Origin of the sequence: Mycobacterium sp. E735, assembly GCF_001666955.1 — a bacterium.
Lineage (GTDB): Bacteria > Actinomycetota > Actinomycetes > Mycobacteriales > Mycobacteriaceae > Mycobacterium.
In genome coordinates this window covers 48,411-74,029 of sequence record NZ_LZIX01000001.1, presented here as the reverse complement: position 1 = coordinate 74,029, position 25,619 = coordinate 48,411, and the positions used below count along the sequence as shown (strand labels likewise).

Here is a 25,619-nt window from a genome sequence, read left to right as displayed (position 1 = left end):
TCCCCTTGAGCCCTTGGGCTCAGTCCTCCGGGTTGTAGCCGAGGCTCGGGGCGAGCCAGCGCTCGGCTTCGGCCAGTGTCCAGCCCTTGCGCTTCGCGTAGTCGGCGACCTGGTCCTGGCCCAACCGGCCGACCACGAAGTACTGCGACTGCGGGTGCGAGAAGTACCAGCCGCTGACCGCGGCGCCGGGCCACATCGCCATCGACTCGGTCAGCTCGATGCCGGTCCGCTCCTTCACGTCCATCAACTTCCACAGCGTCACCTTCTCGGTGTGCTCCGGGCAGGCCGGGTAGCCCGGGGCGGGACGGATTCCTTGGTACTTCTCATCGATGAGCGCCTCGTTGTCCAGCTGCTCGTCCGGCTGGAATCCCCAGAACTCCTTGCGGACCCGTTGGTGCATCCGCTCGGCGAACGCCTCCGCCAGCCGGTCGGCGACCGACTCCAGCAGGATCGCGCTGTAGTCGTCGAGGGCCGCCTTGAACTCCGCGATCTTCTCCTGGCTGCCGAGCCCCGCGGTGACGGCGAAGGCGCCGACGTAGTCGGCCAGCCCGGTCTCCTTGGGCGCGATGAAGTCGCCCAGCGACCGGTTGGGGATGCCGTCCCGGTGCTCGCCCTGCTGGCGCAGGTTGCGCAACGTGGTCAGTACCTCGGTACGGGTGTCGTCGGTGTAGACCTCGATGTCTTCGAAACCCGGGCCGACCGCGTTCGCCGGGAAGAACCCGATCACCCCGTTGGCGGTCAGCCACTTCTCCTTGATCAGGGTGTCGAGCATCTGCTGGGCGTCGTCGTAGAGCTTGCGGGCGGCCTCGCCCGAGGCCGGGTTGTTGAGGATGTCGGGGAAGCGGCCCTTCATCTCCCAGGCGTTGAAGAACGGCTGCCAGTCGATGTACTCGCGCAACTCGGCCAGGTCGTAGTCCTGGAATTCACGTACCCCCGCACCGATAGCGGGCACCGGCGGCGTGTAGCCGTCCCACTCGATCGGCGTCCGGTTCGCGCGGGCCTTTTCCAGCGTCAGCATCGGCCGCTCGTTCTTTTGCGCGTGCCGTTCCCGCAACGACGCGTAGTCCTTCTCGGTGGCCTCCAGCAGGGCCGGACGCTGCTTGTCGTCGAGAAGGGCCGCCGCGACAGGCACCGAGCGCGAGGCGTCCTTGACCCACACCACCGGACCGCTGCGGCGCGGCGATATCTTCACGGCCGTGTGGGCCCGCGACGTGGTCGCCCCACCGATCAGCAGCGGGATCTCGAGCCCCTCGCGTTCCATCTCGACGGCGAAGTTGGCCATCTCGTCCAGCGACGGGGTGATCAGCCCGGACAGTCCGATGATGTCGGCGTCGTGCTCCTTGGCCGCATCCAGGATTTTCTGGGCCGGCACCATCACACCGAGATCGATCACTTCAAAGTTGTTGCACTGCAACACAACCCCGACGATGTTCTTGCCGATGTCGTGGACGTCGCCCTTCACGGTCGCCATCACGATGGTGCCGTTGGTGTCCTTCGCCGCTGCGGTCCCGTTCTGTTCTTTCTCCTCTTCGATGAAGGGCAGCAGGTACGCGACGGCCTTCTTCATCACCCGGGCCGACTTCACGACCTGGGGCAGGAACATCTTGCCGGAGCCGAACAGGTCGCCGACGACGTTCATCCCGTCCATCAGCGGGCCCTCGATCACCTCGATCGGGCGGCCACCCGCGGCGGCGATCTCGGCGCGCAACTCCTCGGTGTCGTCGTCGACGTGGGCGTCGATGCCCTTGACCAGCGCGTGCGTGATGCGTTCGCGGACGGGAAGGCTGCGCCACTCGGCGGCGGCGGGATCGTCCGTTTTCTCGGTCTTGTTGAACCGTTCGGCGATCTCCAGGAGCCGTTCGGCCGCATCCTCGCGACGGTTCAGGACGACGTCCTCGATGCGGTCCCGCAACTCCGGATCGATCGAGTCGTAGGGCACCAGCGCACCCGCGTTGACGATCCCCATGTCGAGGCCCGCCTTGATGGCGTGGAACAGGAACACCGAGTGGATCGCCTCGCGGACCGGGTTGTTGCCCCGGAACGAGAACGACACGTTAGAGATGCCGCCGGAGATGTGCACCCCGGGGAGGTTCTCCTTGATCCAGGCGCAGGCCTCGATGAAGTCGATGCCGTAGGTCGCGTGCTCCTCGATGCCGGTCGCCAGCGCGAAGCAGTTCGGGTCGAAGATGATGTCCTCGGGCGGGAAGCCGACCTCCTCGGTCAGGATCCGGTAGGCGCGCCCGCAGATCTCCTTACGGCGCTCCAGGTTGTCGGCCTGGCCCTGCTCGTCGAAGGCCATCACGACGACGGCGGCGCCGTACTTGCGGCACAGCCGCGCCTCGCGGATGAACTTCTCCTCGCCCTCCTTCATGGAGATCGAGTTGACGATCGGCTTGCCCTGCACGTTCTTCAGGCCCGCCTCGATGACCTCCCACTTGGACGAGTCGATCATCACCGGGACACGGCTGATGTCCGGCTCGGCCGCGATCAGCTTGGTGAACCGGTCCATCGCGGCGACGCCGTCGATCATGCCCTCGTCCATGTTGATGTCGATGACCTGCGCACCGACCTCGACCTGCTGCAGGGCCACCGACAGCGCGGTGTCGTAGTCCTCGGCCTTGATCAGGTTGCGGAACCGGGCGGAGCCTGTGATGTTGGTGCGCTCACCGATGTTCACGAACAGGGAGTCGTCGGTGATGTTGAGCGGCTCGAGGCCCGAGAGCCGGGTGGCGACCGGGATCTCCGGCAGTTCGCGCGGCGCCTTGCCCTCGACGACCTTGGCGATCTCGGCGATGTGGGGTGGCGCGGTTCCGCAGCAACCACCGACCAGGTTGACCAGGCCGGCCTCGGCGAAGTCGGCGATGTAGCCGGCCTGCCGCTCCGGGGTCTCGTCGTACTCGCCAAAGGCGTTGGGCAGTCCGGCATTCGGGTAGCAGGAGACGAAGGTGTCCGCGATCCGCGCCATCTCGGCGATGTAGGGCCGCATCTCCGGGGCGCCCAGGGCGCAGTTGAGGCCGACCGCGAGCGGCTTGGCGTGCCGGATCGAGTTCCAGAAAGCCTCGGTGACCTGACCGGACAGCGTCCGCCCGGACGCGTCGGTGATGGTGCCCGAGATGATGACCGGCCAGCGGCGTCCGCGCTCCTCGAACAGCGTCTCGACGGCGAACACCGCCGCCTTCGCGTTCAGCGAGTCGAAGATCGTCTCGATGATGAGCAGGTCGGCACCGCCGTCGACCAGGCCGTTGGCGGCTTCGAGGTAGGCGGCGACCAGCTGGTCGTAGGAGACGTTGCGGGCCCCGGGGTCGTTGACGTCCGGCGAGATCGACGCGGTGCGCGTCGTCGGGCCGATGGCGCCGGCGACGTAGCGGGGCTTATCCGGCGTGCCGTATTCGTCGGCGGCCTTGCGGGCCAGGGCGGCGCCGGCATAGTTCAGCTCGTAGGCCAGCTCCTGCATGCCGTAGTCGGACAGCGAGATCGCGTTCGCGTTGAACGTGTTGGTTTCCAGGATGTCGGCGCCGGCCTCGAGGTACTCGCGGTGGATCCCCTCGATGATCTGCGGCTGCGTCAGGTTGAGCAGGTCGTTGTTGCCCTGCAGAGCGGTCGGCCACTCGGTGAAGCGATCGCCGCGATAGCCGGCCTCGTCCGGCCGGTCGCGCTGAATCGCCGTGCCCATCGCGCCATCGATCACCACGATCCGCTCGCGCAGAGCGGCCGTCAGTTCTGCGGTGCAGTCGGGCCGGATGTCGGGCACGAAGGTCTCTGGCTCCGGGGCCTTTACAGGGACGTTCACGTGCATCCTTCCGTAGCGGAAGGCGCCCTTGACTCTGCCGAGCGTGGCGGATACCGGTGAGACCGGAGATCCGTTGCAACGCCTCTCGACCAGAAAAGTCTACGTCGTCCCCCGATCGACGTCTGGACGCCCAACTCATCGCCGCGATCGACAGCCCTAGGGTCCTGCCTGCGACGTGGTAGTTACCAAGGTTAACCAGTGTGAAGCCGAACGTATTTCGCCCTGACGGCGTCGACGCCTGCTGCCGATGTCGTCGACGGTCAGAACGGCACGCACCCCACAAGGATAATCGTCCTAGGGAATGCCCTTGAACGGTTGACGGGACCCTGCCCACAACGCCGAACATCGGCCGCAAAGGCCGTACGCTGATTCTGTGACCCCATCCGATCGCCCACCGTTTGGGAACGCCGCACTGCCCGAACTGCACGACACCATCGTCGTGGCGGCATTCGAGGGCTGGAACGACGCCGGCGACGCGGCCAGTGACGCCCTCGAGCACCTCGAGGCCATTTGGGAAGCCGACCCGATCCTGGAGATCGACGACGAGGCGTACTACGACTACCAGGTGAATCGGCCCGTCATTCGTCAGGTCGACGGGGTCACCCGGGAGCTGGTCTGGCCGGCCATGCGGATTTCGCACTGCCGGCCGCCGGGCAGCGACCGCGACGTCGTGTTGATGCACGGCGTGGAACCCAACATGCGCTGGCGGACCTTCTGCGCCGAACTGGTGGCCATCGCCGACAAGCTCAACGTGGACACCGTCGTCATCCTCGGCGCCCTGCTGGCCGACACGCCGCACACCCGGCCGGTTCCGGTTTCGGGCGCCGCCTACTCCCCCGAATCGGCCAGACGCTTCGGGCTCGAGGAGAGCCGCTACGAGGGACCCACCGGCATCGCCGGGGTGTTCCAGGACGCCTGCGTCGCCGCCGGGATCCCCGCCGTGACGTTCTGGGCCGCGGTGCCGCACTACGTGTCTCAGCCACCAAACCCGAAGGCGACGGTGGCGTTGCTCCGCCGCGTCGAGGACGTGCTCGACATCGAGGTGCCGCTGGCCGACCTGCCGACCGACGCCGAGGAGTGGGAGCAGGCCATCACCGAGATGGCCGCCGAGGACGAGGACCTGGCCGAGTACGTGCAATCGCTGGAACAGCGCGGCGACGCCGAGGTCGACATGAACGAGGCCCTGGGCAAGATCGACGGCGACGCGCTGGCCGCGGAGTTCGAGCGTTACCTGCGCCGACGGCGCCCGGGTTTCGGCCGCTAGCCCGCTAGCGGCGATCGCAAGCGCGGCGTAGTCGGGCGCGGCGGGTCGCCGCCATCGAACCTAGCGGCGATCGCAAGCGCGGCGTAGCCGGGCGCGGCGGGTCGCCGCCATCGAACCTAGCGGCGATCGCAAGCGCGGCGTAGCCGGGCGCGGCGGGTCGCCGCCATCGAACCTAGCGGCGATCGCAAGCGCGGCGTAGCCGGGCGCGGCGTAGCCGGGCGCGGCGTAGCCGGGCGCGGCGGGTCGCCGCCATCGAACCTAGGCCTTCTTGCCCAAGCCCTGGTTGTAGGCGCTGGTGGAGCGCCCGAGCGCGACAACCTGGGCGTCCAGTTGGGGCAACAGCTCCGCGGTGGGCTTGTGCAGGGGCAGCTCGCCGGCCGGGGTGGACAGCACCGGCTTGAGCCAGCGGAACAGGGCCACCCAGCGGGGGCAGTAGATCCGGTTCCGGCGGGCCTCGATGCCCTTGACGAACGCGTCCGCGCATTTGTCGACGGTGGTGGTCTTGTTCAACGGCCACGGGAAACTGCTGAGCAGCTTGCCGAAGGCGGGCAGGTCGGCCTCGGTGTCGCGGACCAGGGCGGTGTCGATCCACGACATGTGCGACGAACCGACGCTGACGCCGCGGTGGGCGACCTCGAGCCGCAGCGCGTTGGCGAAGATCTCGACGGCGGCCTTGGACGCGTTGTAGGGGGCCAGGCCCGGACACGCGGCGTAGGCCGCAAGCGACGAGACGACGAGCACGTAGCCGCGGCGCTCGATCACCGCGGGCAGCATGGCGCGCACGGTGTTGAACACGCCGAGCACGTTGATGTCCATGACCCGCTTGAACGCCTCGGGATCGACCTGCAGCACCGATCCATAGCTGGCGATGCCGGCGTTGGCCACCACGACGTCGATGCCGCCGAAGCGCTCGACCGCCTGGGCGGCGACGGCCTGCATGGCCGGCAGGTCGCGCACGTCGGCGACGGCCGTCAGCACCCGGTCGGCGCCGATCTCGGCGGCCAGGGCGGTCAGCTCGGCGTCGTTGAGGTCGGTGAGCACGAGTTTGGCGCCCTTGCTGCCCAGCCGACGGGCGACCTCGGCCCCGATTCCCCGGGCCCCGCCCGTGATCAAAACAACCTTGTCCTGCAGCGACGTCATGGCCGACAACGTACCGCGTTCACAATTGCACGCCGAGCAGCGCGTCGATCGCGGTTGCCACCAACCTTGGAGCCTCGGCGTCGTGGCCGCCGTACTCGAGCGCGTCTGTTGTCCAACCATCAAGCGCGGCAAGCGCTTTCGGCGTGTTCAAGTCGTCGGCCAGGTATTGGCGCACCCGCGCGATCACGTCGGCGGCATCCGGGCCGGCCGCCAGGGCGGTCGCGGTGCGCCAGCGCCCCAGCCGGGCGGTGGCCTCGTCGAGCACCTGCCGGCTCCAGAACCGGTCCGCGCGGTAGTGCCCGGACAGCAGGCCCAGCCGGATGGCCGCCGGTTCGATGCCCTGGGCCCGCAGCGTCGACACCAGCACCAGGTTGCCCCGGCTCTTGGACATCTTGTGCCCGTCCCAGCCGATCATGCCCGCGTGCACGTAATGGCGGGCGAATCGCCGCTCGCCCCTTACACATTCGGCGTGCGCGGCAGTGAATTCGTGATGCGGAAAGATCAGGTCGCTGCCGCCGCCCTGGATGTCCAGGCCGCTGCCGATGCGGCTGAGCGCGATCGCCGCGCACTCGACATGCCAGCCGGGTCGCCCGGCCCCGAACGGCGACGGCCAACTCGGCTCCCCCGGCCGGGCCGCGCGCCAAAGCAGCGCGTCCAGCTCGTCGGTCTTGCCCGGGCGGTCGGGGTCGCCGCCCCGCTCACCGAACAGCCGGAGCATGGTTTCGCGGTCGTAGCCGGACTCGTAGCCGAACTGCGGCGTCGCGTCCGCGCGGTAGTAGACGTCCGGGTACTCGCCGTCGACGACGTACGCCGCGCCCGACGCCAGCATCTTCTCGACGAGCTCGACCACTTCGGGGATCGCCTGGGTGGCCGCGACGTAGTCGCGCGGCGGCAGGACGCGCAGCGCCGCCATGTCCTCGCGAAAGCGCGCGACCTCACGATCGCCCAGCTCGCGCCAGTCCACACCGTCGCGCTGGGCGCGTTCGAACAGCGGATCGTCGACGTCGGTGACGTTCTGCACGTAGTGCACGGCGCGGCCCAGGTCCAGCCACTGCCGGTAGACCAGGTCGAAGGTCAGGTAGGTGGCCGCGTGACCCAGATGGGTTGAGTCGTACGGGGTGATGCCGCAGACGTACATCGTCGCCGTCGACCCGGGCGCAACGGGCCGCACCTGCCGGTCTGACGTGTCGAACAGCCGGAGTTCCGGGCCACGTCCCGGCAACACCGGAACCGGTGGAAACTCCCACGACTGCATGCCAACGACTCTAAACGCGGGAAGTCAGCGCCACGCGTCGCGGATGGCGTCGAGCAGGATCGGCGCCACCTCGGCGCGACACATCACGAAGTCGGGCAGGTACGGATCGAGCTGGTTGTAGCGCATCGGCGAACCGTCCAGCCGCGACGCGTGCATGCCTGCGGCCATCACCACTCCGGCGGGCGCCGCGTTGTCCCATTCCCACTGGCCTCCCGCGTGCAGGTAGGCGTCGACGTCGCCGTCGATGATGGCCATCGCCTTGGCTCCCGCCGAACCGATCGCCACCGGCTGGATTGCCAACGACTGGCGCATCCGGTGCAACACGAACGGCGGCCGGTTGGCGCTGACCGCGATGCGAAACGTGTGGGGTATGCCGACGCGCGCGGCGTCGGCGGTGACGGTGTCGGTGCGGTACACCGTGTTCCCGCGCGCCGGCAGCGACACCGCGGCGTCGGTGATCTCCCGCTCGCCGTTGGTGGGGCGCTGCCACAGCGCGATGTGGACCGCCCAGTCGTCGCGGCCGGGAGTGGAGAACTCGCGGGTGCCGTCCAGCGGGTCGATGATCCACACCCGGTCGTGTTTCAGCCGGACCAGATCGTCGTAGGCCTCCTCGCTGAGCACCGCGTCGTCGGGCCGCTCGGCGCGCAGCCGCCGCAGGATCAGCTCGTTCGCCAGGCTGTCGCCTGCGTCGCCCAGCGCCCACGGATGTCCGAAGCCGATCTCGTCGCGCACTTTCAGCAGCAGTTCGCCCGCGTCCGCGGCGAGTTCGGCGGCCAGGGCGGCGTCGGTCAACTCGTCCGGGCCCTGGCTCACCGGTTCAGTATCTCCGACGGCCGTGCGCGGCCCGGTGGGTGGCTCGGTGGCCGGTTCAGAACGCCGGCCACGGAATGGGGCGGTGCCGGTTGGGGCCCGGCATCACCGGATCGTCGAGCAGCGCGTGGGCGCGCCTGCGCAACGCCGCGATCTCGGCCCGCGTGATGTGCTCGGCCAGTTCGTCGCACAGCGAGTCGCCCAGCGCCTCGGTGAGCCGGGCGACCGCCTCCAGCATCTTCTGGTCGACCGGCTTGTGGGCCCAGCCCCACAGCACCGTGCGCAGCTTGTTCTCGACATGCAGGGACACCCCGTGGTCGACGCCGTAGACGTGGCCCTCGATGTCGCGCAGGACGTGGCCGCCCTTGCGGTCGGCGTTGTTGATCAGCACGTCGAAGACCGCCATGCGCCGCAACCGGATGTCGTCGGCGTGCATCAAGACGACCTCGTCGCCCGCGTAGTCGTAGGCCCGCAGCACCGGCAGATAACCGGGTTCCGGCTTGTTGGCGGGAAACAGGTCGACCAGGTCCGGGCCGGGCCTTGGCTCGGAGTCGGCCGCGTCGCCGGGCTGCTCGACCCACAGCTGCAACATGCCCGGTCCGGCCGGCCCGTGACGAATTACCGTGTACGGCACGATGTTCCACCCCAGCTGCGTCGACACCAGGTACGCGGCGAGTTCGCGGCCAGCCAGCGTACCGTCGGGAAAATCCCAGAGCGGGGCCTCGCCGGAGATCGGTTTGTAGACGCAATGGACCGTCGATTCGCCCAGCGTGGACTCACACAGGAAGGTGGCGTTGCTGGCGGAGCGGATGCGTCCGAGGACCGTCAGCTCGCCGTCGCGCAACACCTCACGGTCGTCAGGCCTCAAGTTCATCGTCAGGCCCGAGCAGCGCGCTGCGCCTATAGCCGTTGGCGCGCGCGCAGATATGGCCTTCGGGATCCAACGGTTCGTCGCACAGCGGGCATGGCGGCCGCCCCGCTGAGATCACGCGATTGGAGCGGGTGGCGAACTGCCGCGCCGACTCCGGCGTCAAGAACACCCGCACCGCGTCGGGCCCCTCCTCGGTGTCGTCGAGCACCACCGACGCGTCGAACTCGGCGTCGGTGACGGCCAGCAACTCGACGACCACGGTCTGGGCTTCGGAATCCCAGCCCAGGCCCATGGTCCCCACCCGGAATTCGGCATCCACGGGTGTGATCAACGGGCTCAAGTCCTCCACTTCGGCGGGCTCCGGAGGGACCGGTGTGCCGAACCGGCGATTCACCTCGAGCAGCAGCGCGCCGATGCGCTCGGCCAGCACCGCAACCTGCTGCTTCTCCAACACCACCGACACCACTCGGGAATCGTGCACAGCCTGGATGTAGAACGTTCGGTTTCCGGGCTGACCAACGGTCCCGGCCACGAAGCGGTCGGGTGTGCGGAAGACGTGGATTGCGCGGGCCATGGCACCTCCAAAATACCGGCTGTTGCCTTCGCCGTGCGATTCGATTGCCCCGCTGCGCATCTTTTAAGCGGAATCAATCGGTTGAGCCGCCGACCACCGCGTCGCTGGACGGCACGACCGCGGCCGGCTGTTCCGTTGCGCCCGCCGGGGACTCGCCGTCGGTCTTGGCGGTGCCCTTGTCCTGCGCCTCGTCCTTGGGCGGTGGTCCGGCCCGCAGCGCCGCCGCCAATTTCGCACCGGTGTGGTTGACGTGCAACACAAACGGGCGCAATTCGGTGTAGCGGATCACATTCACCGACGCCGGGTCGGCGGTGACCCGCTGGAACGCGTCCAGGTGCATGCCGTAGGCGTCGGCGACGACCGCCTTGATGACATCACCGTGAGTGCAGGCCACCCATAGGACGTCGCCGCCCTTCTCCCCCCCGTATTCCAGGGCGAGCCGCCGATCGTGTTCGCGGACGGCGGACACGGCGCGCGCCTGAACCTGCGCCAACCCCTCCCCGCCGGGGAACACCGCCGCACTCGGGTGGGCCTGCACGACCCGCCACAGCGGTTCGCCGGCCAGCTCGGCGATCTTGCGGCCGGTCCAGTCCCCGTAGTCCACCTCCGCCAACCGGTCGTCGATCAACGGCTCCAGGCACAGCGCCTCGGCGAGCGGCTCGAGCGTGCGTCGGCAACGCAGCAACGGCGAACTGATCAGCGCCCGGATCGGCAGGTCACCGATCCGGTCGATCAGCCCGGCGGCCTGGTCGCGGCCCTTGTCGTCGAGGTCGACGCCCTCGGAACGGCCGGCCAGGATCCCGGCGGTGTTCGAGCTGGATCGACCGTGCCGCAGCAGGATGACCGTCATGCAGCGGTGTCCGACATCCGACAGGCTGGGGCTACCACGACCACGACCGTACCCGGTGCGAAGGTGCTATCGGCTAGTGCGATACCGGCACCGCATGCGCCACCGAGTCGCGCACGGCGGCGACCAGGCTGCGTTCGTCGGTGAGGTCGATGTCGACCAGGCTGCGGACCGCCGTGGCGACCACCTCTTCGGCCTGCGGAACTGGCCCGGCGAGGCGCGGTCGGTAAATTTCGACGACGAGCGAGCGGTGCTCGATGTGGAACGAAAAACTGCGCCCATCACCGACTTGTCCATACCCGCTGGCGAAGATTCCTGTCGACATATCTTCGACAGCAAACTCTTTCTCCGCGATCTGCCGGTCAACGATGACGGCCATGAGGCGACGATACCTCGCCACCGGGACTTGATGTGCGCGACATGGCCATATTGGATGCGAAGGCGTTCCTTAGACTCGGAAGTCCACCGTCATTACGCAAGGGAAAATAATTGCTGTCACGGCACACGCGTCATCGACTGGCTGCTCAGCGCCGTTTGCCCGCCGCCGCGCTTTTGCTGTTGGCGATCGCAGGTTGTTCGTCCAATACATTCAAATCCGCGCCGCCCACCATCGAAGCGGCCACGCCCGCCGTGTCCCCGCCGGCGTCCCAGCGCCCCGCCGGCGAGGTGCGCCCGCTGGCCGCGGCCGCGACCGCGGCCACCTTCGACGGTCGGACTCACCAGCTCGCGGTGCTGGCGCCCGGGGCCCCGCCTGCCGGCCCCGCGAGCGTCACCGTCTTCGGCGACCCGAAGGCCGCGCCGCGCGTCATCGCCCTGCCGGGACCCGCGACCGCGATGGCCGCCGACGGCCACGGAACGCTGTTCCTGGCCGCCCGGGGCGGCTATTTCGTGGTCGACCTGGCCACCGCCCGCGCGACGCAGGTGAACGTCGCCGACGCCCAACCGGCCGATTTCACCGCGGTCGCCCTGCGCGCCGACGGCAAGCTGGTGCTGGGCAGCGCCGACGGAGCCGTCTACACGCTCGCTTCTCCAACACCGGCCGCGCCGACGCCCGGCACCGCTGGCACCGCGACCGTCGGCAGCAGGAACAAGATCTTTGCGCGGGTCGATTCGCTTGCCACGCAAGGGAATACAACTGCGGTGTTGGACCGGGGGCAGACCTCGGTGACCACGATCGGCGCCGACGGCCAGGCCCGGCAGGCGCTGCGGGCCGGCGAAGGCGCGACCACCATGGTTGCCGACCCGCTGGGCCGGGTCCTGGTCGCCGACACTCGCGGCGGGCAGCTGCTGGTCTACGGCGTGGACCCGCTGATCCTGCGACAGGCGTATCCGGTGCCCCAGGCGCCCTACGGCCTGGCCGGCTCCCGCGCGTTGAGCTGGGTAACCCAGACCGCTTCCAATATCGTGGTTGGTTACGATCTGTCCACCGGAATTCCCGTCGAAAAGGTGCGTTACCCAACCGTGCAGCAACCGAACTCACTGGCCTTCGACGAAGCGTCAGACACCTTGTACGTGGTGTCGGGGTCCGGCGCGGGGGTGCAGGTGATCGAGCACGCGGCGGGTACGCGTTGACCGCGTCGCGCAGCAGTCGGCTGCCCGCGGGCTGGGACACCGAGCTGTCCGACGAATACGAGTGGGTGCCGCTGCGCCTGCCGCCGGAGGTCACCCGGCTCAGCGCGTCCACCCGGCTGTCGATCGAGGCCGAATATCGGGGATGGGAGCTGACCCGGGTACGGCTCTACACCGACGGCAGCAGGCGAGTGCTGTTGCGCCGCAAGAAATCTCGTCTGGAAAACCGGCGTCCCGACCAGCCGGAATTGTGACGTTGGCTGCACCCGGCGACGGCGTCGTGTACGGCCTGATGCGGCGGTTGTTCTTCCTCGTGCCGCCCGAGCGCATCCACACGCTGGTTTTCGCGCTGCTGCGCGGCGCCACCGCCCTCGCCCCGGCGCGGCGGCTGTTGCAGCGGCTGCTCGGCCCGAGGGATCCGGCGCTGGCGAGCACGGTGTTCGGGGTGCGCTTCCCGGCGCCGCTCGGGCTGGCCGCCGGCTTCGACAAGGACGGCAAGGGACTGCAGACCTGGGGCGCGCTCGGATTCGGCTACGCCGAGGTCGGGACCGTCACCGCGAGCCCGCAGCCCGGCAACCCGGCCCCCCGCATGTTCCGGCTGCCCGCCGACCGCGCGCTGCTGAACCGGATGGGCTTCAACAACCTGGGCGCCGGTGCGCTGGCCGTCCAACTCGCGCGGCACCAACCAGACGTTCCCATCGGGGTCAACATCGGCAAGACGAAAACCACGCCGGCCGCCGGCGCCGTCGACGACTACCGTGCCAGCGCCCGCCTGGTCGGGCCGCTGGCGTCGTATCTGGTGGTGAACGTCAGCTCGCCGAACACGCCCGGCCTGCGCGACCTGCAGGCCGTCGAGTCGCTGCGGCCCATCCTGTCGGCCGTGCTCGCCGAGACGTCCAGGCCGGTGCTGGTGAAGATCGCGCCGGACCTTTCCGACGCCGACCTCGACGATGTCGCCGACCTGGCCGTGGAATTGGGCCTCGCGGGCATCGTCGCCACCAACACCACCGTGTCGCGCGACGGCCTGCAGACGCCGGGGGCCGACGCGCTGGGGCCCGGCGGCATTTCCGGGCCGCCGGTGGCGCGCCGGGCGGTCGAGGTGCTGCGCCGGCTCCATGCCCGCGTGGGCGACCGCCTGGTGCTGATCAGCGTCGGGGGCATCGAGACGGCCGACGACGCGTGGGAACGGATCACCGCGGGCGCCTCGCTGCTGCAGGGCTACACCGGCTTCGTCTACGGCGGAGGCTTGTGGCCCAAGCGCATTCACGACGGTATCGCGCACCGGCTGCGCGACGGCGGGTTCGCCTCGCTCGGCGATGCCGTCGGGTCGGCGGCCCCTAAGGCCGGCGGCGCGGCGAGTTAAGCCGCCCCTTCTTCGTCGTCTTCGGCCAGGATCTTTTCCGGGTGGTGGAAGTTGTTGACGCGCGGTTGCCCACGATCGAGGTGTGGTGGCGGGATCCATTCGGTGTCGCCGTTGGCGCGTCTTCGGGTGGTCCAGCCCTTCTCGAGAAGCCGGTGGTGGGGGCCGCAGGCGAGCGTGAGTTGGTCGATGTCGGTGCGGTAAGTACTGGCCCAGTCTTCGACGTGGTGGACTTCACAGTAGTAGCCCGGCACATCACAACCGGGATGCGAACAACCACGGTCCTTGGCGTACAAGACAATTCGCTGGCCCGGTGAGGCCAGGCGCTTGCCGTGATACAGCGCCACCGCTTCGCCCTTGTCGAAAACGGCCAAATAATGATGGGCGTGGCGGGCCAGCCGGATCACGTCGGACATCGGCAAGATGGTGCCCCCGCCGGTCAAGCCCTTACCTGCGGCGGCTTCCAGCTCGGTCAGCGTGGTCGTCACGACGATGGATGCCGGCAGGCCGTTGTGCCGGCCCAATTTGCCGCTTGCCAGCGTTGCTCTCAGCGCGGCGTTGAGGCCGTCGTGCTGGCGCTGCGCGGCCGTGCGGGTGTCCCGTTGCACCGCCTCCTCCGTCGGGGCGCCATCGATGACCGGCACCTCGTCGTCCGGATTGCACATCCCGGGGGCGGCCAGCTTGGCGAGCACCGCCTCCCAGCTGGCGCGGGCCTCGGGCGTCAGCCACCCGCTCAGCCTCGACATGCCATCGGCCTGCTGGGCGCCCAGGGTCAGCCCGCGGGCCCGCGCCCGGTCGGCATCCGTGTAGTTGCCGTCTGGGTTGAGGCAGTCCAACAGATGGCGGGCGAGCTTGGCGAGTTGATCGGGGCGATAGTGAGTTGCCTCGGAAGCCAGGTGCTTCTCGGCATGCTCGCGCGTATCGATGTCGACCGATTCCGGCAGCTGGCGGAAAAGCTGCCGGATCACCACCACGTGGTCGGCACCGATGGCACCGTCGCGCTGGGCCGCCGCGGTGGCGGGCAACACCGGCGCCAGCGGCTCACCGGTCAGCGCGCGGCGCGGGCCCAGCTCGGCGGCCTCAGCGATGCGCCGGCTGGCCTCACCCCGGTTGATGTGCAGCCGATCGGCCAGCGCCGAGCTCAGCTTGCCGCCCAACTCGGCCGAATCCCCTTGCTCACCAAGCTGATTGATGAGCTGGTGACTTGGCGCCTGAAGCCGACGCGTCTCGCACTCGAATATCTCGAGCAACCACAACCGCTCCGGGTTGGTCAGCGCTTCGTACGAGCGCCCTTGGAATCGGGAGACAACGGCGCGCAGCGCGTCGACGTCGCCCTGGATCTCCTCGCGGTCCGTCAACGCCATGTGGGCCGCCCCCTCGGCGGCCCGAAGGGGCTGGACAACTCGTAGATGAGCGCATCCAGCCGTCCGAGCAGAAATCCATATCTGTCGAGTGCGGCGACAAGCTCGACCGCCGTCAGTGAATCCAACGACGCAAAGAACACGTCCTGCGCGCGCTCGAACCGTTCGAGCACGGCATCGATGCGGCTGAGCAGATCAGTCGAACACATGTTCGAATCATATCCCCGCCCACCGACAAGAAACCCAAACGCAAACCCCCCGGGACGGGAGTGACGTAAGTGATTTCGGGCCCTTCGGGCCGACGGGCCGGCGGGCCGGCGGGCTGGCCCGAAGCCCCGCGCCTACTTCTGTTCGTAGACGCCGTGAATGACGGCGCGCGCGATCGCGTGCTGGAACAGGTTGAAGCCGAGGTAGGCGGGACTGGCGTCCTCGCCGAGGTCCAGCTTGTCGACGTCCACGGCGTGCACCGCGATGTAGTAGCGGTGCGGCCCGTGCCCCGGCGGCGGCGCGGCGCCGATGTAGCGGCGCATACCGGCGTCGTTGACCAGCGTGAGCGCGCCCCCGGGCAGGTCGCTGCCGTCGCCGGCACCCGCGGGCAGTTCGGTGACGTCGGCGGGCAGGTTGGCCACCGCCCAGTGCCAGAAGCCCGAGGCCGTCGGCGCGTCCGGGTCATAGACGGTGACCGCGAAGCTGCGGGTCTCCCCCGGGAATCCCGACCAGCTCAACTGCGGGCTGACATCTTCCCCGCCCGCGCCCATGATCCCGCTGACTTGGGGCTTGGCCAGCGACTGGCCGTCGGTGACCGATTCCGATGTCAGCGTGAACGTCGGCAGCTGCGGCAGCGCGGCGTACGGGTCGGGCGCGGTGCTCATGGCGAATCCTTTCGTTGACTATTCAGCAGTGTGTCAGGAAGTGTTCCAGCACATCGGTGCCGAACCTCAGCGCATCCACGGGTACCCGCTCGTCGACTCCGTGGAACAGCGCGGTGAAGTCGAGGTCCGGCGGCAACCGCAGCGGGCTGAAACCAAAACAACGAATACCCAAGCGCGCGAAAGACTTTGCGTCGGTACCACCGGAAAGCATGTAGGGCACCGTACGCCCATCGGGGTCAAGGGCCAGCACGGCGGCGTTCATGGCGTCGACCAGGTCGCCGTCGAAGCTGGTCTCGTACGACTCGAAGTCCTTGATCCATTCGCGCGTGACATCGGGGCCCAGCAGTTCGTCGACTTCGGCCTCGAACGCCGCCTTGCGGCCCGGAAGGATTCGGCAGTCGACCACCGCTTCGGCCACCGCCGGGACGACGTTGGCCTTGTACCCGGCCTTGAGCATCGTCGGGTTCGCGGTGTCCTGCAGCACCGCCTTGAGCATGCGGGCCATGGGGCCGAGCTTTTCGATCGCTCCGGCCAGGTCGCCCGACGAAACGTCGAACGTCAGCCCGGTCTCCTCCTCGACGGCGGCCAGGAACTGCGCGACGGTGTCGGTGAGCACGAGCGGAAACTGGTGCCGGCCCAGCCGGGCGACCGCCGCGGCGACGGCGGTGACGGCGTTCTGGTCGTGCACCATGGATCCGTGCCCGGCCGGGCCGCGGGCGGTCAGCCGCATCCATGACAGGCCCTTCTCGGCCGTCTCGATCAGATAGAGCCGACGTTCGCCCCCGTCGCGGCGCGGCACGGTCAGCGAGAACCCGCCCACTTCGCCGATCGCCTCGGTCACACCCGCGAACAGGTCGGGCTGATTGTCGACCAGCCAGCGGGCCCCGTAGCTGCCCCCGTGTTCCTCGTCGGCAAGGAATGCGAACACCAGATCGCGTGGCGGCACGATGCCGGCCTGCTTCAACCGCCGGGCCACCACGATCATCATGCCGACCATGTCCTTCATGTCGACCGCGCCGCGGCCCCAGACGAAGCCGTCCTTGACCGCGCCGGAGAACGGGTGCACGCTCCACTCGGCCGGCTCGGCGGGCACCACGTCGAGATGCCCGTGGATCAGCAGGGCGCCGCGCGAGCTGTCCGCACCCGCGAGGCGGGCGATCACATTGCCGCGGCCCGGGGCGCCCGATTCCACGTACTGCGGCAAGTAGCCGACCTGAGCGAGCTGCTCGGCGACCCACTGCGCGCACTCGGCCTCGCCCCGCGTCGTCTCCGGTTCGCCGGTGTTGGTGGTGTCGAACCGGATCAACCTGCTGACGACCTCGACCACGTCGTCACTCGGGTTGGTCGGGAACTCGGTGTGCGCGGTCACAACCACCTTTCCTACCACTGCCGGGGCCGCTCGGCTCGACGCTGAGCGCCCCGGCTGGGTTGGGTGCGCGCGCGACAATCCGATAGCCTTAGCTGCCAACTCTCGTTGGCCTTGTCCGAGTGGCGGAATGGCAGACGCGCTAGCTTGAGGTGCTAGTGCCCTACTAATGGGCGTGGGGGTTCAAGTCCCCCCTCGGACACGCGACTGAGGCGAGGAAATGAACGCTCGCGTTTATTTCCGAGCCGATGGAGTGTGTTGAGCGGCCAAGCCGCGATCACACGCGTGGCGCAGGTCTTCAGGTCCGGGCCTGCCGCAGTCCCGCACTCGGGGTCGAGAAATGGCTCCTGCACTGCATCTTCGACGCACGGCCCGCACGAGCGAATCTCTCCCGCAATTCCGCACACGTACAGTCGGACGTAACGCTAGCCAACTCCGACTCCCCGCGTTGACAGGTCAACCGCATGCATGATGGTGCCCACGTAGGCGTCGAGATCGACCTCGACGGCTTGTGGGCAGCTGTGCCCTGTCCCACCCTGGTCATCGACCGCGCGGGAATCGTGCAGGCCTTGAGCGGGTCCGCCGAGTCCTTGTTGCCAGGCGCGGCCCAGGGCGGTCGAATCGACGAGACGGTCGAATGGCTTTCGCACGCGCACCATCGCCTCGTGCAGCTGCATCCCGACTCGGTCGGCCCGGACGCCTCGCTGGTATCGGGAAACGTGGGCAGCCGCAAGTTCGATGCGCACGCGGCGGTGCTGCCCAGCGGCGAGGTGGCATGGTCGCTGGTCGAGGACACCGGTCAGCTGTTGCGCGAGGCCCAAGAAGCGCTGGCACGGGAACAGGAGCGCACCGCGATCCTGCTCGAGGCGTCGTCGGTGCTGACGGCCTCGCTCAACGTCGACCGCTGCAGGGAAGCGACCGTGCAGATGGCCGCCCAACACCTGGCGGACGCGGCGGTACTGGTGGCCCCCGCGGGCCGCGGCCGTCGGCTTCCGGTCTTCTACAGCGCCGCGGCCGGGGCGGTGGAGCAGTGCAGTGTGGACGCCGACCCCGCGATGGTGGCGGGGTTGAGCGAGGCGCTGCATGGGTTCCCGCCGGTCTCCTCGAGCTGGATCGACCCCGTTTCGGTTCCGGATTGGCTCCTCCCGCAAGACTTCTCAGGTGCGGCCGGGTCCGTGATGATCCTGACGCTCCCGGGCCACGGCGTGTCGGCCGGCGCGTTGGTGTTGCTGCGGCGCACCGGTCGGCCGGTGTACACCGCCGACGAGGAGACCTTCGCCGGCTTGTTCGCCGCCCGGGCGGGGGCTGCGCTGTCCGCCGCGCGGCTCTACGCCGAGCAGGCCGCCATCACCCGCACGCTGATGCGTGACCTGCTACCCCCGCCGCTGCACGGGCTGCACGGCATCGAATTCGCCGGCGGCTACCGGGCGTCCAAGGATTACGAGGTCGTCGGCGGCGACTTCTACGACTTCCATCCCGCGCAACGTCCCGAGGACGAGACGCTGGTGGTGCTCGGCGACGTGTGCGGGAAGGGCCTGGAGGCCGCCGTGATGACCGGCAAGATCCGCAACACGCTGCAGGCGCTGACACCGCTGGCGCAGGACCACGAGGGCGTGCTCACGCTGCTCAACCGTGCCATGTTGTCGTCGGACCACACGCGGTTCGCGACGTTGGTGCTGGCGTCGGTCGCCTACCGGGACGGTCAGGTGGTGCTGCGCCTGACCTGCGCCGGGCATCCCCCTCCCTTGATCGTGCGCGACAACGGGCAAGTGGAAGAGGCCAACACCAAGGGCACACTGGTCGGCGCCCTGGAGCGCATCACGGTGCAATCTTTCGAGACCTCGCTGGCGCCGGGCGAGACGTGCGTGCTGTACACCGACGGCATCACCGAAGCGCGCGGCGGCCCGCTCGGCGACGACTTCTTCGGCGAACAGCGCCTGGCGGCCGCGCTGACCGGTTGCGCCGGGATGCCGGCCGAGGCGGTCGTCGAACGCGTCCTGATGCTGGCCTCGGACTGGGTGGGGCAACGCGTGCACGACGACATCGCCGTCGTCGCCATCACCGCCCCGCAGCGGACCCACCTCAGCGCCGTCGACGGGCACACCCGGGGCAGGTACGTGGCATGACGTCCTACGACACCGACATGACGTCCGCCACCGGTGCCGCGGACGATCTCGTTGTCCGCGAACGGCTCTGGGGGGCACTGACCGACCGTGACGAGTACGCCGCGGCCGCCACCGTGTTCGCCGCGATGGAAGCGGGCATGACGCCCGAGGACGTGCTGCTGGAGGTGATCGCCCCCGTCCAGCACAAAGTGGGCGCGGAATGGGCCGCGAACAGGATCAGCGTCGCGCAGGAACACGCCGCCTCGGCGATCAACGATCGCGTCATCGCCGCGCTGGCCCATCACGCCGCCGGCAAGGTCTCCAGCCACGGCGGCCGGGTCACGCTGGCGTGCGTCGACGGCGAGTGGCACGCTTTGCCCGCCCGGCTGCTGGCTGAGGTCCTGCGGCTGCGTGGCTGGCAGGTCGACTTCCTCGGCGCGCAGGTGCCCACCCCGCACCTGGTCGCCCACCTGCACCAGCACGGCCCGGACGTCGTCGCGCTCTCCTGCTCGATCCCCACCCGGTTACCCAACGCGCACGCCGCGATCGTCGCGTGCCAATCCGCCGGCTTCCCCGTCCTGGCCGGCGGCGCCGCGTTCGGCCGTGACGGCCGCTTCGCCCGCCAGCTCGGGGCGGACGCGTGGGCGCCGGACGCGCGCACCGCCGACGAGCGGCTGAGCCGCGGGTTAAGCCCCGTTCGGCGGGCGTCCAACCGCCAGCCCGTCGATGACCTGCCGCATCTGGCCGACCAGGAATACACCATGGTGAGCCGGAGTGCGGCGCGGCTGGTCAAGTCCACCGTCGCCGACCTGGAGGACCGCTTTCCCGCCATGCGCGCCTACTCCCCGCTGCAGCATCAGCGCACCGTCGAGGACATCGCCCACATCGTCGACTTCCTCACCGTGAGTCTCTACACCGACGACGACGCTCTGTTCACCGACTTCATCAGCTGGACCGCCGAAATCCTCACCGCGCGCGGCGTTCCGGCGGCTTCGCTGCACCCGGCGCTGGATTCGCTGACAGTGCAGCTCAACGAGTTTCCCCGCGGCCAGCGCCTACTGACCGCAGCAAACGATGCCCTCACCGCCATCGCAGGCCCAGGAGCGTCCGAATGAACCTGTCTCTGAACACCACCACCTCCGGGCGGTCGGCCTGCGTGCGGGTCTCCGGTGATCTGGTCTACGAGACCGTGGACGCGATGGTCGAGGCCGCCGTCCAGCTCCTCACCCGCCAGCCCAACCTCGCGGACCTGCATCTCGACCTGGCCGAACTCGTCTTCTGCGATTCCGCCGGCCTGTCCGGCCTGCTGCTGGTCCACCGCCGAAGCGCTCAGGCCGGTGTGCTCCTGCACCTCGACCACCGACCGCGATTCCTCGACCGCATCCTGGATGTCACCGGCACGTTCGAGCACCTCGTCACCGCGTCCGTCTCGGATGCGGGCGGCCAGAACGCCCCGGGAGAAACCGGGGTTCGCTGACCCCTCGGCCGCCGGGGCGAGAGCCCGTAGGCTGGAACGCGACCGATGGCACCCGACGGATTTCTCCGGCACTCTGCGACGCGCACCTTCCGCGACCGCCGCGAGGCCGGTCGCGCGCTGGCCGAGCAGCTGGTGTCCTACCGCGACAGGGACGACGTGCTGGTGTTCGGGCTGGCCCGCGGCGGCGTGCCGGTGGCGTGGGAGATCGCCGCCGCGCTGCACGCCCCGCTGGATGTGTTCCTGGTCCGCAAGCTCGGGGTGCCGCGGTGGTCGGAGCTCGCGATGGGCGCGTTGGCCAGCGGCGGCGGCGTCGTCATGAACGACGACGTGGTTTCGAGCCTGCAGATCAGCGACGAGCAGGTCCGTGAGGTAATCCGAAGCGAGACAACCGAACTCGCCCGCCGTGAGCGCGCGTACCGGGGCGATCGCGCGCCGGCCGACCCCCGCGGCCAGGTGGTGATCCTGGTCGACGACGGCATCGCGACCGGGGCCAGCATGCTGGCCGCCGTCCGGGCGGTGCGAGCCGCGGGCCCGAGATCGATCGTGGTCGCGGTGCCGGTGGGACCGCGGTCGACCTGCCGTGAGCTCACCCTCGAGGCGGACGAGGTGGTCTGCGTGACGATGCCGCCCGGATTCGAAGCGGTCGGCCAGGTGTACGACGACTTCCATCAGGTGAGCGACGACGAGGTGCGCGAGACACTCGCCACGCCCACCTGCTGAGTGTTACTTGGCGGCGTCGTCGCCGCGACCCTCCGCGGCCACCGCCGACTGTTCGGTGACCTCCGCCGATGGCGGCGCGCCGGCTTCCGCCGGCGCTTCGTGGGCGCCCTCGTCGGGCGCTTCCTCGGTTGCTTCCTCGGGGTAGTCGACGGCCTCTTCGCCGGCCTCATCCTCGTGTTGCTCCGTGGCGCCCGCGTCGCGGCGCTGCCGCTCCTGCAACGCGTCGATGATCAACAGGACCACGCCGAGCACGCTGGCGCCGATGCACACCCAGGCCACCAACTCGTTGCTCGTGACGACGGCGAACACCAACGCAACGAGCCCGACCAGGGCCAGCACCAGCGCAATGATCAGCATCGGTCATCCTCCAAGCGGCGAGCGGGAGAGCCAGTTCGTGTGCAGGTCTAGTGTGCCGACCGCGCAGCTGGGCGAGTGTCCGGCACGCCTGTGAGGCTAGTTGTTACCCCGATTGAATTGGTCGAACCCGCCGGCGTCGGCACTGGAGTCGACGGGCGCCGCCGATCCACGCTGGCCGAGCTCCTCCAGCTGCGATTCCAGGTAGGTCTTGAGCCGGGTCCGGTATTCGCGTTCGAAGGTACGCAGCTGCTCGAGCCGGCCTTCCAGGACGGTGCGCTGCTGGTTGATCGTTCCCATGATCTCGGAGTGCTTGCGCTCGGCGTCGGCCTGCAGGGCGTCGGCCTTCTCCTGCGCCTGGCGCAGCTGGGTCTCGGAACGGGTTTGGGCGTCGGCGAGCATCGCGTCGGCGCGCTGCCGGGCCTCGGTGACCGTGGTCTCGGCCGTCTGGCGGGCCTCGGAGAGGATCTGGTCGGCGTTGGCGCGGGCGTCGGCCAGCATCTTGTCCGACTCCGCCTTGGCCGTGCTGGTCAGCCGGTCGGCGGTGTCCTGGGCCAGGCTGAGCACCCGAGCCGCCTTCATGGCCTGTTCCTCGTTGCTCGACGAGGACGCGGCAGGCGCGGCCACCGGCGCCGCCTTGGGGGCCGGCTCCGGCTCGGGGACGGGAATCGCCTGAGTGGGGGCGGCCGCGGCGGCTGGGGCGGCGCTCGCGCCGCCGCCGGAGGCCAGCTCCTGGTCCAGCTCCTCGATCCGCTGACGCAGATCGCTGTTCTCTTCGATGAGCCGCGTCAGCTCGGCTTCCACCAGATCGAGGAAGGCGTCGACCTCGTCTTCGTTGTACCCCCGCTTGCCGATCGGTGGCTTACTGAACGCCACATTGTGGACGTCGGCTGGTGTAAGCGGCATTGTTTCGTCCCCTCAAGTTCCTGTCTAACGTTCTGGAAAGTGTAGAACGCAGTGGTAGCCGTCGTGCAACTGCCGTCCATCCTGTCACACCAGGCGCGACCGTTGCTGTTTAGGCCAATAAATAAGAACCAATTTCAAACGCTCAGGGCAATAAAATCCGAAACCTTAGAATTTTTAAATCGCAGCCACCAAACCGAGGCGAAAACGTGGCCGAACCGTCTCCGGGCACCGAAGCCGGCCCGCGGACAGGGACCGAAACGGCCCGGAGACAAGGCGCTGGAGACAAGGTTAGGCCGCGGCGCCGAAGGCGAGCTGCATGCCGATGAACGCGACCAACAGCAGCACCATGATGGACAGGTCGAAACGGACCGCCCCGATGGTGAGTTGAGGGATCAGCCGGCGCAGCAACTTCACCGGCGGATCGGTGATCGACATGATGATCTCGAGGATCACCACGGTGATGCCGGTGGGATGCCAGTCACGGCTGAACGATCGGATGAACTCGACGACGACCCGGGCGATGAGCAGCAGCCAGAAGATGAACAGCGCAAACCCAAGGATCTGAAAGAACAGCACCAACTGAAGAGCCCCGACCTTACCGATGAGATGTCATGCGCCGCAGGCATGCGCGGCGCCTGCCAGCGTACCGACTCCGGGCCCTCGACCACATCTCAGCTCGCCCGGCCAGCGAAGGCGGCGGCCGACCGCCGCCGCCGAGCCGGGTTTATTGGTAAGCGTAGAAGCCGGTTTCGGCGATCCGGCGACGCTCCTCCGGGGACACGTCGACGTCGGCGGGCGACAGCAGGAACACCTTGGTGGCCACCTTGTCGAAGGAGCCGCGCAACGCGAAGGCCAGGCCCGCCGCGAAGTCGACGAGCCGCTTCGCGTCGGCGTTGTCCATCGACACCAGGTCCATGATGACGGGGGTGCCGTCGCGGAACCGCTCGCCGATGGTGCGGGCCTCGCTGTAGTCCTTGGGCCGCAGCGTGGTGATCTTGGAGAGCGGGTGGCCCTCCTCGAACATCATCGCCATCCGGCGCGGGTCCATCGCCAGCGCGCCGCGGGTCGAATTGCGCAGCCAGGACCCGAAGCGCGGCCTGCCCATCTCGGGCCGCTCGAACTCGCGGGGGTGGACGGCGCCGTACCGCGACTCCTCCGCGTAACCGCCGCGGTAGCCGCCAGGCGGCGGGTAGTCCGCGGGCTCGCGCGGGTCGTCGTAGTCGCGCCCCTCGTAGCGGCCGTACCCGTCGTCGAAGCGGGGGCGCGGGAATCCGCGGGAGGGCGCGTGGTCGTCGTAATACTCGTCGTCGTAGTCGTCCATCGGGGCCATACCGAAATAGGCCTTGACTTTGTGCAGTGTGCTCATTGCGTTGACCCCTTCTAGCCCCTGATGCTTGGTGTCAGTGATGAAGATGTGACTACAGTGACTTAATACGGTGACGGTAGCGGCCGCGGGCCCAATAGCGCGGTACCGACACGCACACATGTCGAACCGTGTTTGACGGCAATTTCGAAATCGTCGGACATGCCGGCGGACAGTCCGACGGCGTTGGGATGCGATTCCAGCACGCGCAGATGCTCCGTTCGCAGGCGCCCGAAGGCCGCGTCGGGGTCCGAGCCCAGCGGCGGGATGGCCATCAGCCCGGCCAGTTCCAGGTGTTTTGACTCCTCGGCCTGCGCGCAAAGCTGGTCGACCGCGCCCGGCAGCGAGATGTCGACGCCGCCCCGCGACTCGTCGCCGTCAAGGCTGATCTGGACGTAGATCCGCATCGGATCGGCGCGGCGGCCCTCCGCCAGGGCGGCCGAGACGCCCCGATCGAGGGCGCTGACCAATTGCGAGCTGTCCACCGAGTGAGCGGTATGCGCCCAGCGGGCGACCGAGCGGGCCTTGTTCCGCTGGATGTGGCCCACCATGTGCCAGCGCATGGCCGGGACGTCCACCCGCGATAAGAGTTTGGTGACTTCGCTCACTTTTTCCGATGCTTCCTGATCCCGCGATTCGCCAACGGCCCGGCAACCCAAACGCGACAAAGTCACCACATCGGTTGCTGGGAAGAATTTGGTAATCGGCAGCAGTTCGATTTCACCGACATTGCGACCCGCCGCTTCGGCGGCCGCCGCAAGGCGCGAGCGCACCGCCGCTAATGCGTGGGTCAATTCCGTTTCGCGGTCACCCCCCGCAGGCATGTCCACCGCCATCGCGGTCACTCCATCCACACCAGGGAGGCCAGCCGGCCGGTGGGCGCGTCCCGGCGGTGGCTGAACAACGTCGGGTCGTCGACCGTGCACCGCGGATCGATGTCGATGGCCCTCACACCCAAATCCGTTAACTGGCAAGCGATTCCGGCCCGAAGATCGAGGCCGGGGGTGCCCGCCGAGGTGGTGGTGCGGCTGCCGGGCAGCGCGGCCTCCACCTCGTCGGCCATGGCCGCGGGCACCTCGTAGTTGCGGCCGCTCACCGCCGGGCCCAGCAGGGCCGAGATGTCCTCGGGGCGCGCGCCCAGCTCGACCATCGCCTCCACGGTGCGGGCCACCACCCCGCGCTGGGCGCCGACGCGGCCTGCGTGCACGGCCGCGGCCACTCCGGCGCGCGCGTCGGCGAGCAACACCGGCACGCAGTCGGCCGTCACCACCGCCAGAGCCAGCCGCGCGGTGCCGGTCACCAGCGCGTCGGTGTTCTCGACCGCGCCGCCCCGTGGCCGGTCGACCACCTCCACCCGGTCACCGTGGACCTGGTCCATCCACACGACGCGCTCGGGCTTGAGCCCGATGGCGGCGGCCAGCCGGTTGCGGTTGGCGGCCACCGCCGCCGGATCGTCGCCGACGTGGTCGCCCAGGTTGAAGGTGTCGAACGGTGGACCCGAGACACCACCGGCGCGGGTGGTGGTCACCCGCCGGATGCGCACGCTCACTTCTTCAGTATCCGGAGCCCCCCGGCTGCCAGCGGGCAGCGCCATCCTGCCCGTGCTTTTCGTGGC

Annotated in this window: 25 protein-coding genes, 1 tRNA gene and 1 pseudogene; 9 read left to right on the top strand and 18 right to left on the bottom strand. The window is 68.9% G+C overall.

The window, feature by feature from the left end; all coding sequences use genetic code 11:
• Positions 1-19 precede the first annotated feature (19 nt).
• The gene (metH, locus tag A5704_RS00355) at positions 20-3,796 is read right to left on the bottom strand and encodes a methionine synthase (RefSeq protein WP_067783684.1); all 3,777 of its coding nucleotides are present in this window, start codon (positions 3,794-3,796) and stop codon (positions 20-22) included.
• A gap of 367 nt (positions 3,797-4,163) precedes the next feature.
• On the opposite strand from metH, the gene A5704_RS00350 reads away from it, so the two are divergent.
• Positions 4,164-5,054 (top strand): PAC2 family protein, encoded by an 891-nt coding sequence (locus A5704_RS00350; RefSeq protein ID WP_067758655.1) that lies wholly within the window; start codon positions 4,164-4,166, stop codon positions 5,052-5,054.
• 258 nt (positions 5,055-5,312) lie between these two features.
• On the opposite strand, the gene A5704_RS00345 is transcribed toward A5704_RS00350, so the two are convergent.
• From A5704_RS00345 to A5704_RS00315, 7 genes are all read right to left on the bottom strand, one after another.
• The gene (locus A5704_RS00345; RefSeq protein WP_067758691.1) at positions 5,313-6,194 is read right to left on the bottom strand and encodes an SDR family oxidoreductase; all 882 of its coding nucleotides are present in this window, start codon (positions 6,192-6,194) and stop codon (positions 5,313-5,315) included.
• A gap of 19 nt (positions 6,195-6,213) precedes the next feature.
• A complete protein-coding gene (gene mshC / locus A5704_RS00340; RefSeq protein WP_067783679.1) occupies positions 6,214-7,449 on the bottom strand; it encodes a cysteine--1-D-myo-inosityl 2-amino-2-deoxy-alpha-D-glucopyranoside ligase in 1,236 nt (411 codons plus the stop codon).
• 24 nt (positions 7,450-7,473) lie between these two features.
• Positions 7,474-8,262: a 3'(2'),5'-bisphosphate nucleotidase CysQ gene (locus A5704_RS00335; protein ID WP_067758649.1), complete on the bottom strand. Its 789-nt coding sequence runs from the start codon at positions 8,260-8,262 to the stop codon at positions 7,474-7,476.
• Positions 8,263-8,317: 55 nt separating this feature from the next.
• Positions 8,318-9,133 (bottom strand): SCO1664 family protein, encoded by an 816-nt coding sequence (locus A5704_RS00330; protein ID WP_082950341.1) that lies wholly within the window; start codon positions 9,131-9,133, stop codon positions 8,318-8,320.
• Positions 9,117-9,704 carry a DUF3090 domain-containing protein gene (locus A5704_RS00325; RefSeq protein WP_067886814.1) on the bottom strand — a complete coding sequence of 196 codons (588 nt, stop codon included), beginning with the start codon at positions 9,702-9,704 and terminating at the stop codon, positions 9,117-9,119. The genes A5704_RS00330 and A5704_RS00325 overlap by 17 nt, the downstream gene beginning before the upstream one ends.
• Before the next feature lie 73 nt (positions 9,705-9,777).
• On the bottom strand, positions 9,778-10,554 hold the full coding sequence (locus A5704_RS00320) for a histidine phosphatase family protein (RefSeq protein WP_067886788.1): 777 nt from the start codon (positions 10,552-10,554) through the stop codon (positions 9,778-9,780).
• Positions 10,555-10,627: 73 nt separating this feature from the next.
• Complete coding sequence (locus tag A5704_RS00315) at positions 10,628-10,930, bottom strand: hypothetical protein (protein WP_067758640.1); 303 nt, start codon at positions 10,928-10,930, stop codon at positions 10,628-10,630.
• A gap of 110 nt (positions 10,931-11,040) precedes the next feature.
• Between A5704_RS00315 and A5704_RS00310 the strand changes: the two genes are divergently transcribed.
• From A5704_RS00310 to A5704_RS00300, 3 genes are read left to right on the top strand one after another with little or no spacing between them, the layout of a single operon-like run.
• Positions 11,041-12,123, top strand: coding sequence for a YncE family protein (locus A5704_RS00310; RefSeq protein WP_369828407.1), 1,083 nt, complete (start codon positions 11,041-11,043; stop codon positions 12,121-12,123).
• Complete coding sequence (locus A5704_RS00305; RefSeq protein ID WP_067758633.1) at positions 12,120-12,374, top strand: DUF5703 family protein; 255 nt, start codon at positions 12,120-12,122, stop codon at positions 12,372-12,374. Before A5704_RS00310 ends, A5704_RS00305 begins: the two co-directional genes overlap by 4 nt.
• Positions 12,375-12,400: 26 nt before the next feature.
• The gene (locus A5704_RS00300) at positions 12,401-13,483 is read left to right on the top strand and encodes a quinone-dependent dihydroorotate dehydrogenase (protein ID WP_197499144.1); all 1,083 of its coding nucleotides are present in this window, start codon (positions 12,401-12,403) and stop codon (positions 13,481-13,483) included.
• Here A5704_RS00300 and A5704_RS00295 read toward each other — a convergent pair.
• From A5704_RS00295 to A5704_RS00280, 4 genes are all read right to left on the bottom strand, one after another.
• Positions 13,480-14,844, bottom strand: a complete 1,365-nt coding sequence (locus A5704_RS00295) for an HNH endonuclease signature motif containing protein (protein WP_067886780.1) — start codon at positions 14,842-14,844, stop codon at positions 13,480-13,482. The two genes, A5704_RS00300 and A5704_RS00295, sit on opposite strands and share 4 nt — an antisense overlap.
• Positions 14,835-15,050 (bottom strand): hypothetical protein, encoded by a 216-nt coding sequence (locus A5704_RS00290; protein ID WP_067886778.1) that lies wholly within the window; start codon positions 15,048-15,050, stop codon positions 14,835-14,837. The genes A5704_RS00295 and A5704_RS00290 overlap by 10 nt, the downstream gene beginning before the upstream one ends.
• 132 nt (positions 15,051-15,182) lie before the next feature.
• Positions 15,183-15,713 carry a YbhB/YbcL family Raf kinase inhibitor-like protein gene (locus tag A5704_RS00285; RefSeq protein WP_067886774.1) on the bottom strand — a complete coding sequence of 177 codons (531 nt, stop codon included), beginning with the start codon at positions 15,711-15,713 and terminating at the stop codon, positions 15,183-15,185.
• A gap of 22 nt (positions 15,714-15,735) precedes the next feature.
• Positions 15,736-17,082, bottom strand: coding sequence for a M20/M25/M40 family metallo-hydrolase (locus A5704_RS00280; RefSeq protein WP_197505029.1), 1,347 nt, complete (start codon positions 17,080-17,082; stop codon positions 15,736-15,738).
• 113 nt (positions 17,083-17,195) lie between these two features.
• Between A5704_RS00280 and A5704_RS00275 the strand changes: the two genes are divergently transcribed.
• From A5704_RS00275 to A5704_RS00255, 5 genes and pseudogenes are all read left to right on the top strand, one after another.
• A tRNA-Leu gene (locus tag A5704_RS00275) sits at positions 17,196-17,281 on the top strand.
• Positions 17,282-17,543: 262 nt separating this feature from the next.
• A complete protein-coding gene (locus A5704_RS00270; protein ID WP_067758618.1) occupies positions 17,544-19,205 on the top strand; it encodes a PP2C family protein-serine/threonine phosphatase in 1,662 nt (553 codons plus the stop codon).
• Positions 19,202-20,299 (top strand): B12-binding domain-containing protein, encoded by a 1,098-nt coding sequence (locus A5704_RS00265; RefSeq protein ID WP_067886771.1) that lies wholly within the window; start codon positions 19,202-19,204, stop codon positions 20,297-20,299. The genes A5704_RS00270 and A5704_RS00265 overlap by 4 nt, the downstream gene beginning before the upstream one ends.
• The gene (locus tag A5704_RS00260) at positions 20,296-20,661 is read left to right on the top strand and encodes an STAS domain-containing protein (protein ID WP_067886768.1); all 366 of its coding nucleotides are present in this window, start codon (positions 20,296-20,298) and stop codon (positions 20,659-20,661) included. The genes A5704_RS00265 and A5704_RS00260 overlap by 4 nt, the downstream gene beginning before the upstream one ends.
• 39 nt (positions 20,662-20,700) lie before the next feature.
• Positions 20,701-21,381: pseudogene (locus tag A5704_RS00255) on the top strand (phosphoribosyltransferase); the annotation flags it as partial.
• 3 nt (positions 21,382-21,384) lie between these two features.
• Here the strand turns inward: A5704_RS00255 and A5704_RS00250 are convergent.
• The 6 genes from A5704_RS00250 to pgeF all read right to left on the bottom strand — a co-directional run bounded on the left by A5704_RS00250 (position 21,385) and on the right by pgeF (position 25,553).
• Positions 21,385-21,738 carry a hypothetical protein gene (locus A5704_RS00250; protein WP_067886760.1) on the bottom strand — a complete coding sequence of 118 codons (354 nt, stop codon included), beginning with the start codon at positions 21,736-21,738 and terminating at the stop codon, positions 21,385-21,387.
• A 96-nt stretch (positions 21,739-21,834) separates the two neighbouring features.
• Positions 21,835-22,641, bottom strand: coding sequence for a DivIVA domain-containing protein (locus A5704_RS00245; RefSeq protein WP_067758604.1), 807 nt, complete (start codon positions 22,639-22,641; stop codon positions 21,835-21,837).
• Positions 22,642-22,929: 288 nt separating this feature from the next.
• Positions 22,930-23,220: a YggT family protein gene (locus tag A5704_RS00240; RefSeq protein ID WP_007170773.1), complete on the bottom strand. Its 291-nt coding sequence runs from the start codon at positions 23,218-23,220 to the stop codon at positions 22,930-22,932.
• A 145-nt stretch (positions 23,221-23,365) separates the two neighbouring features.
• A complete protein-coding gene (locus A5704_RS00235; RefSeq protein ID WP_067274456.1) occupies positions 23,366-24,007 on the bottom strand; it encodes a cell division protein SepF in 642 nt (213 codons plus the stop codon).
• Positions 24,008-24,069: 62 nt separating this feature from the next.
• Positions 24,070-24,840, bottom strand: coding sequence for a YggS family pyridoxal phosphate-dependent enzyme (locus A5704_RS00230; protein WP_067758685.1), 771 nt, complete (start codon positions 24,838-24,840; stop codon positions 24,070-24,072).
• Positions 24,841-24,845: 5 nt separating this feature from the next.
• A complete protein-coding gene (gene pgeF / locus A5704_RS00225) occupies positions 24,846-25,553 on the bottom strand; it encodes a peptidoglycan editing factor PgeF (protein WP_067758601.1) in 708 nt (235 codons plus the stop codon).
• Positions 25,554-25,619: the final 66 nt, after the last annotated feature.

Bases quoted from the DNA above. Each gene is read 5' to 3' on its own strand.
- metH (WP_067783684.1), bottom strand. From the start codon at position 3,796: ATGCACGTGAACGTCCCTGTAAAGGCCCCGGAGCCAGAGACCTTCGTG.
- A5704_RS00345 (WP_067758691.1), bottom strand. From the start codon at position 6,194: ATGACGTCGCTGCAGGACAAGGTTGTTTTGATCACGGGCGGGGCCCGG.
- mshC (WP_067783679.1), bottom strand. From the start codon at position 7,449: ATGCAGTCGTGGGAGTTTCCACCGGTTCCGGTGTTGCCGGGACGTGGC.
- A5704_RS00330 (WP_082950341.1), bottom strand. From the start codon at position 9,133: ATGAACTTGAGGCCTGACGACCGTGAGGTGTTGCGCGACGGCGAGCTG.
- A5704_RS00325 (WP_067886814.1), bottom strand. From the start codon at position 9,704: ATGGCCCGCGCAATCCACGTCTTCCGCACACCCGACCGCTTCGTGGCC.
- A5704_RS00320 (WP_067886788.1), bottom strand. From the start codon at position 10,554: ATGACGGTCATCCTGCTGCGGCACGGTCGATCCAGCTCGAACACCGCC.
- A5704_RS00315 (WP_067758640.1), bottom strand. From the start codon at position 10,930: ATGGCCGTCATCGTTGACCGGCAGATCGCGGAGAAAGAGTTTGCTGTC.
- A5704_RS00295 (WP_067886780.1), bottom strand. From the start codon at position 14,844: ATGGCGTTGACGGACCGCGAGGAGATCCAGGGCGACGTCGACGCGCTG.
- A5704_RS00290 (WP_067886778.1), bottom strand. From the start codon at position 15,050: ATGTGTTCGACTGATCTGCTCAGCCGCATCGATGCCGTGCTCGAACGG.
- A5704_RS00285 (WP_067886774.1), bottom strand. From the start codon at position 15,713: ATGAGCACCGCGCCCGACCCGTACGCCGCGCTGCCGCAGCTGCCGACG.
- A5704_RS00270 (WP_067758618.1), top strand. From the start codon at position 17,544: ATGCATGATGGTGCCCACGTAGGCGTCGAGATCGACCTCGACGGCTTG.
- A5704_RS00265 (WP_067886771.1), top strand. From the start codon at position 19,202: ATGACGTCCTACGACACCGACATGACGTCCGCCACCGGTGCCGCGGAC.
- A5704_RS00260 (WP_067886768.1), top strand. From the start codon at position 20,296: ATGAACCTGTCTCTGAACACCACCACCTCCGGGCGGTCGGCCTGCGTG.
- A5704_RS00250 (WP_067886760.1), bottom strand. From the start codon at position 21,738: ATGCTGATCATTGCGCTGGTGCTGGCCCTGGTCGGGCTCGTTGCGTTG.
- A5704_RS00245 (WP_067758604.1), bottom strand. From the start codon at position 22,641: ATGCCGCTTACACCAGCCGACGTCCACAATGTGGCGTTCAGTAAGCCA.
- A5704_RS00235 (WP_067274456.1), bottom strand. From the start codon at position 24,007: ATGAGCACACTGCACAAAGTCAAGGCCTATTTCGGTATGGCCCCGATG.
- A5704_RS00230 (WP_067758685.1), bottom strand. From the start codon at position 24,840: ATGGCGGTGGACATGCCTGCGGGGGGTGACCGCGAAACGGAATTGACC.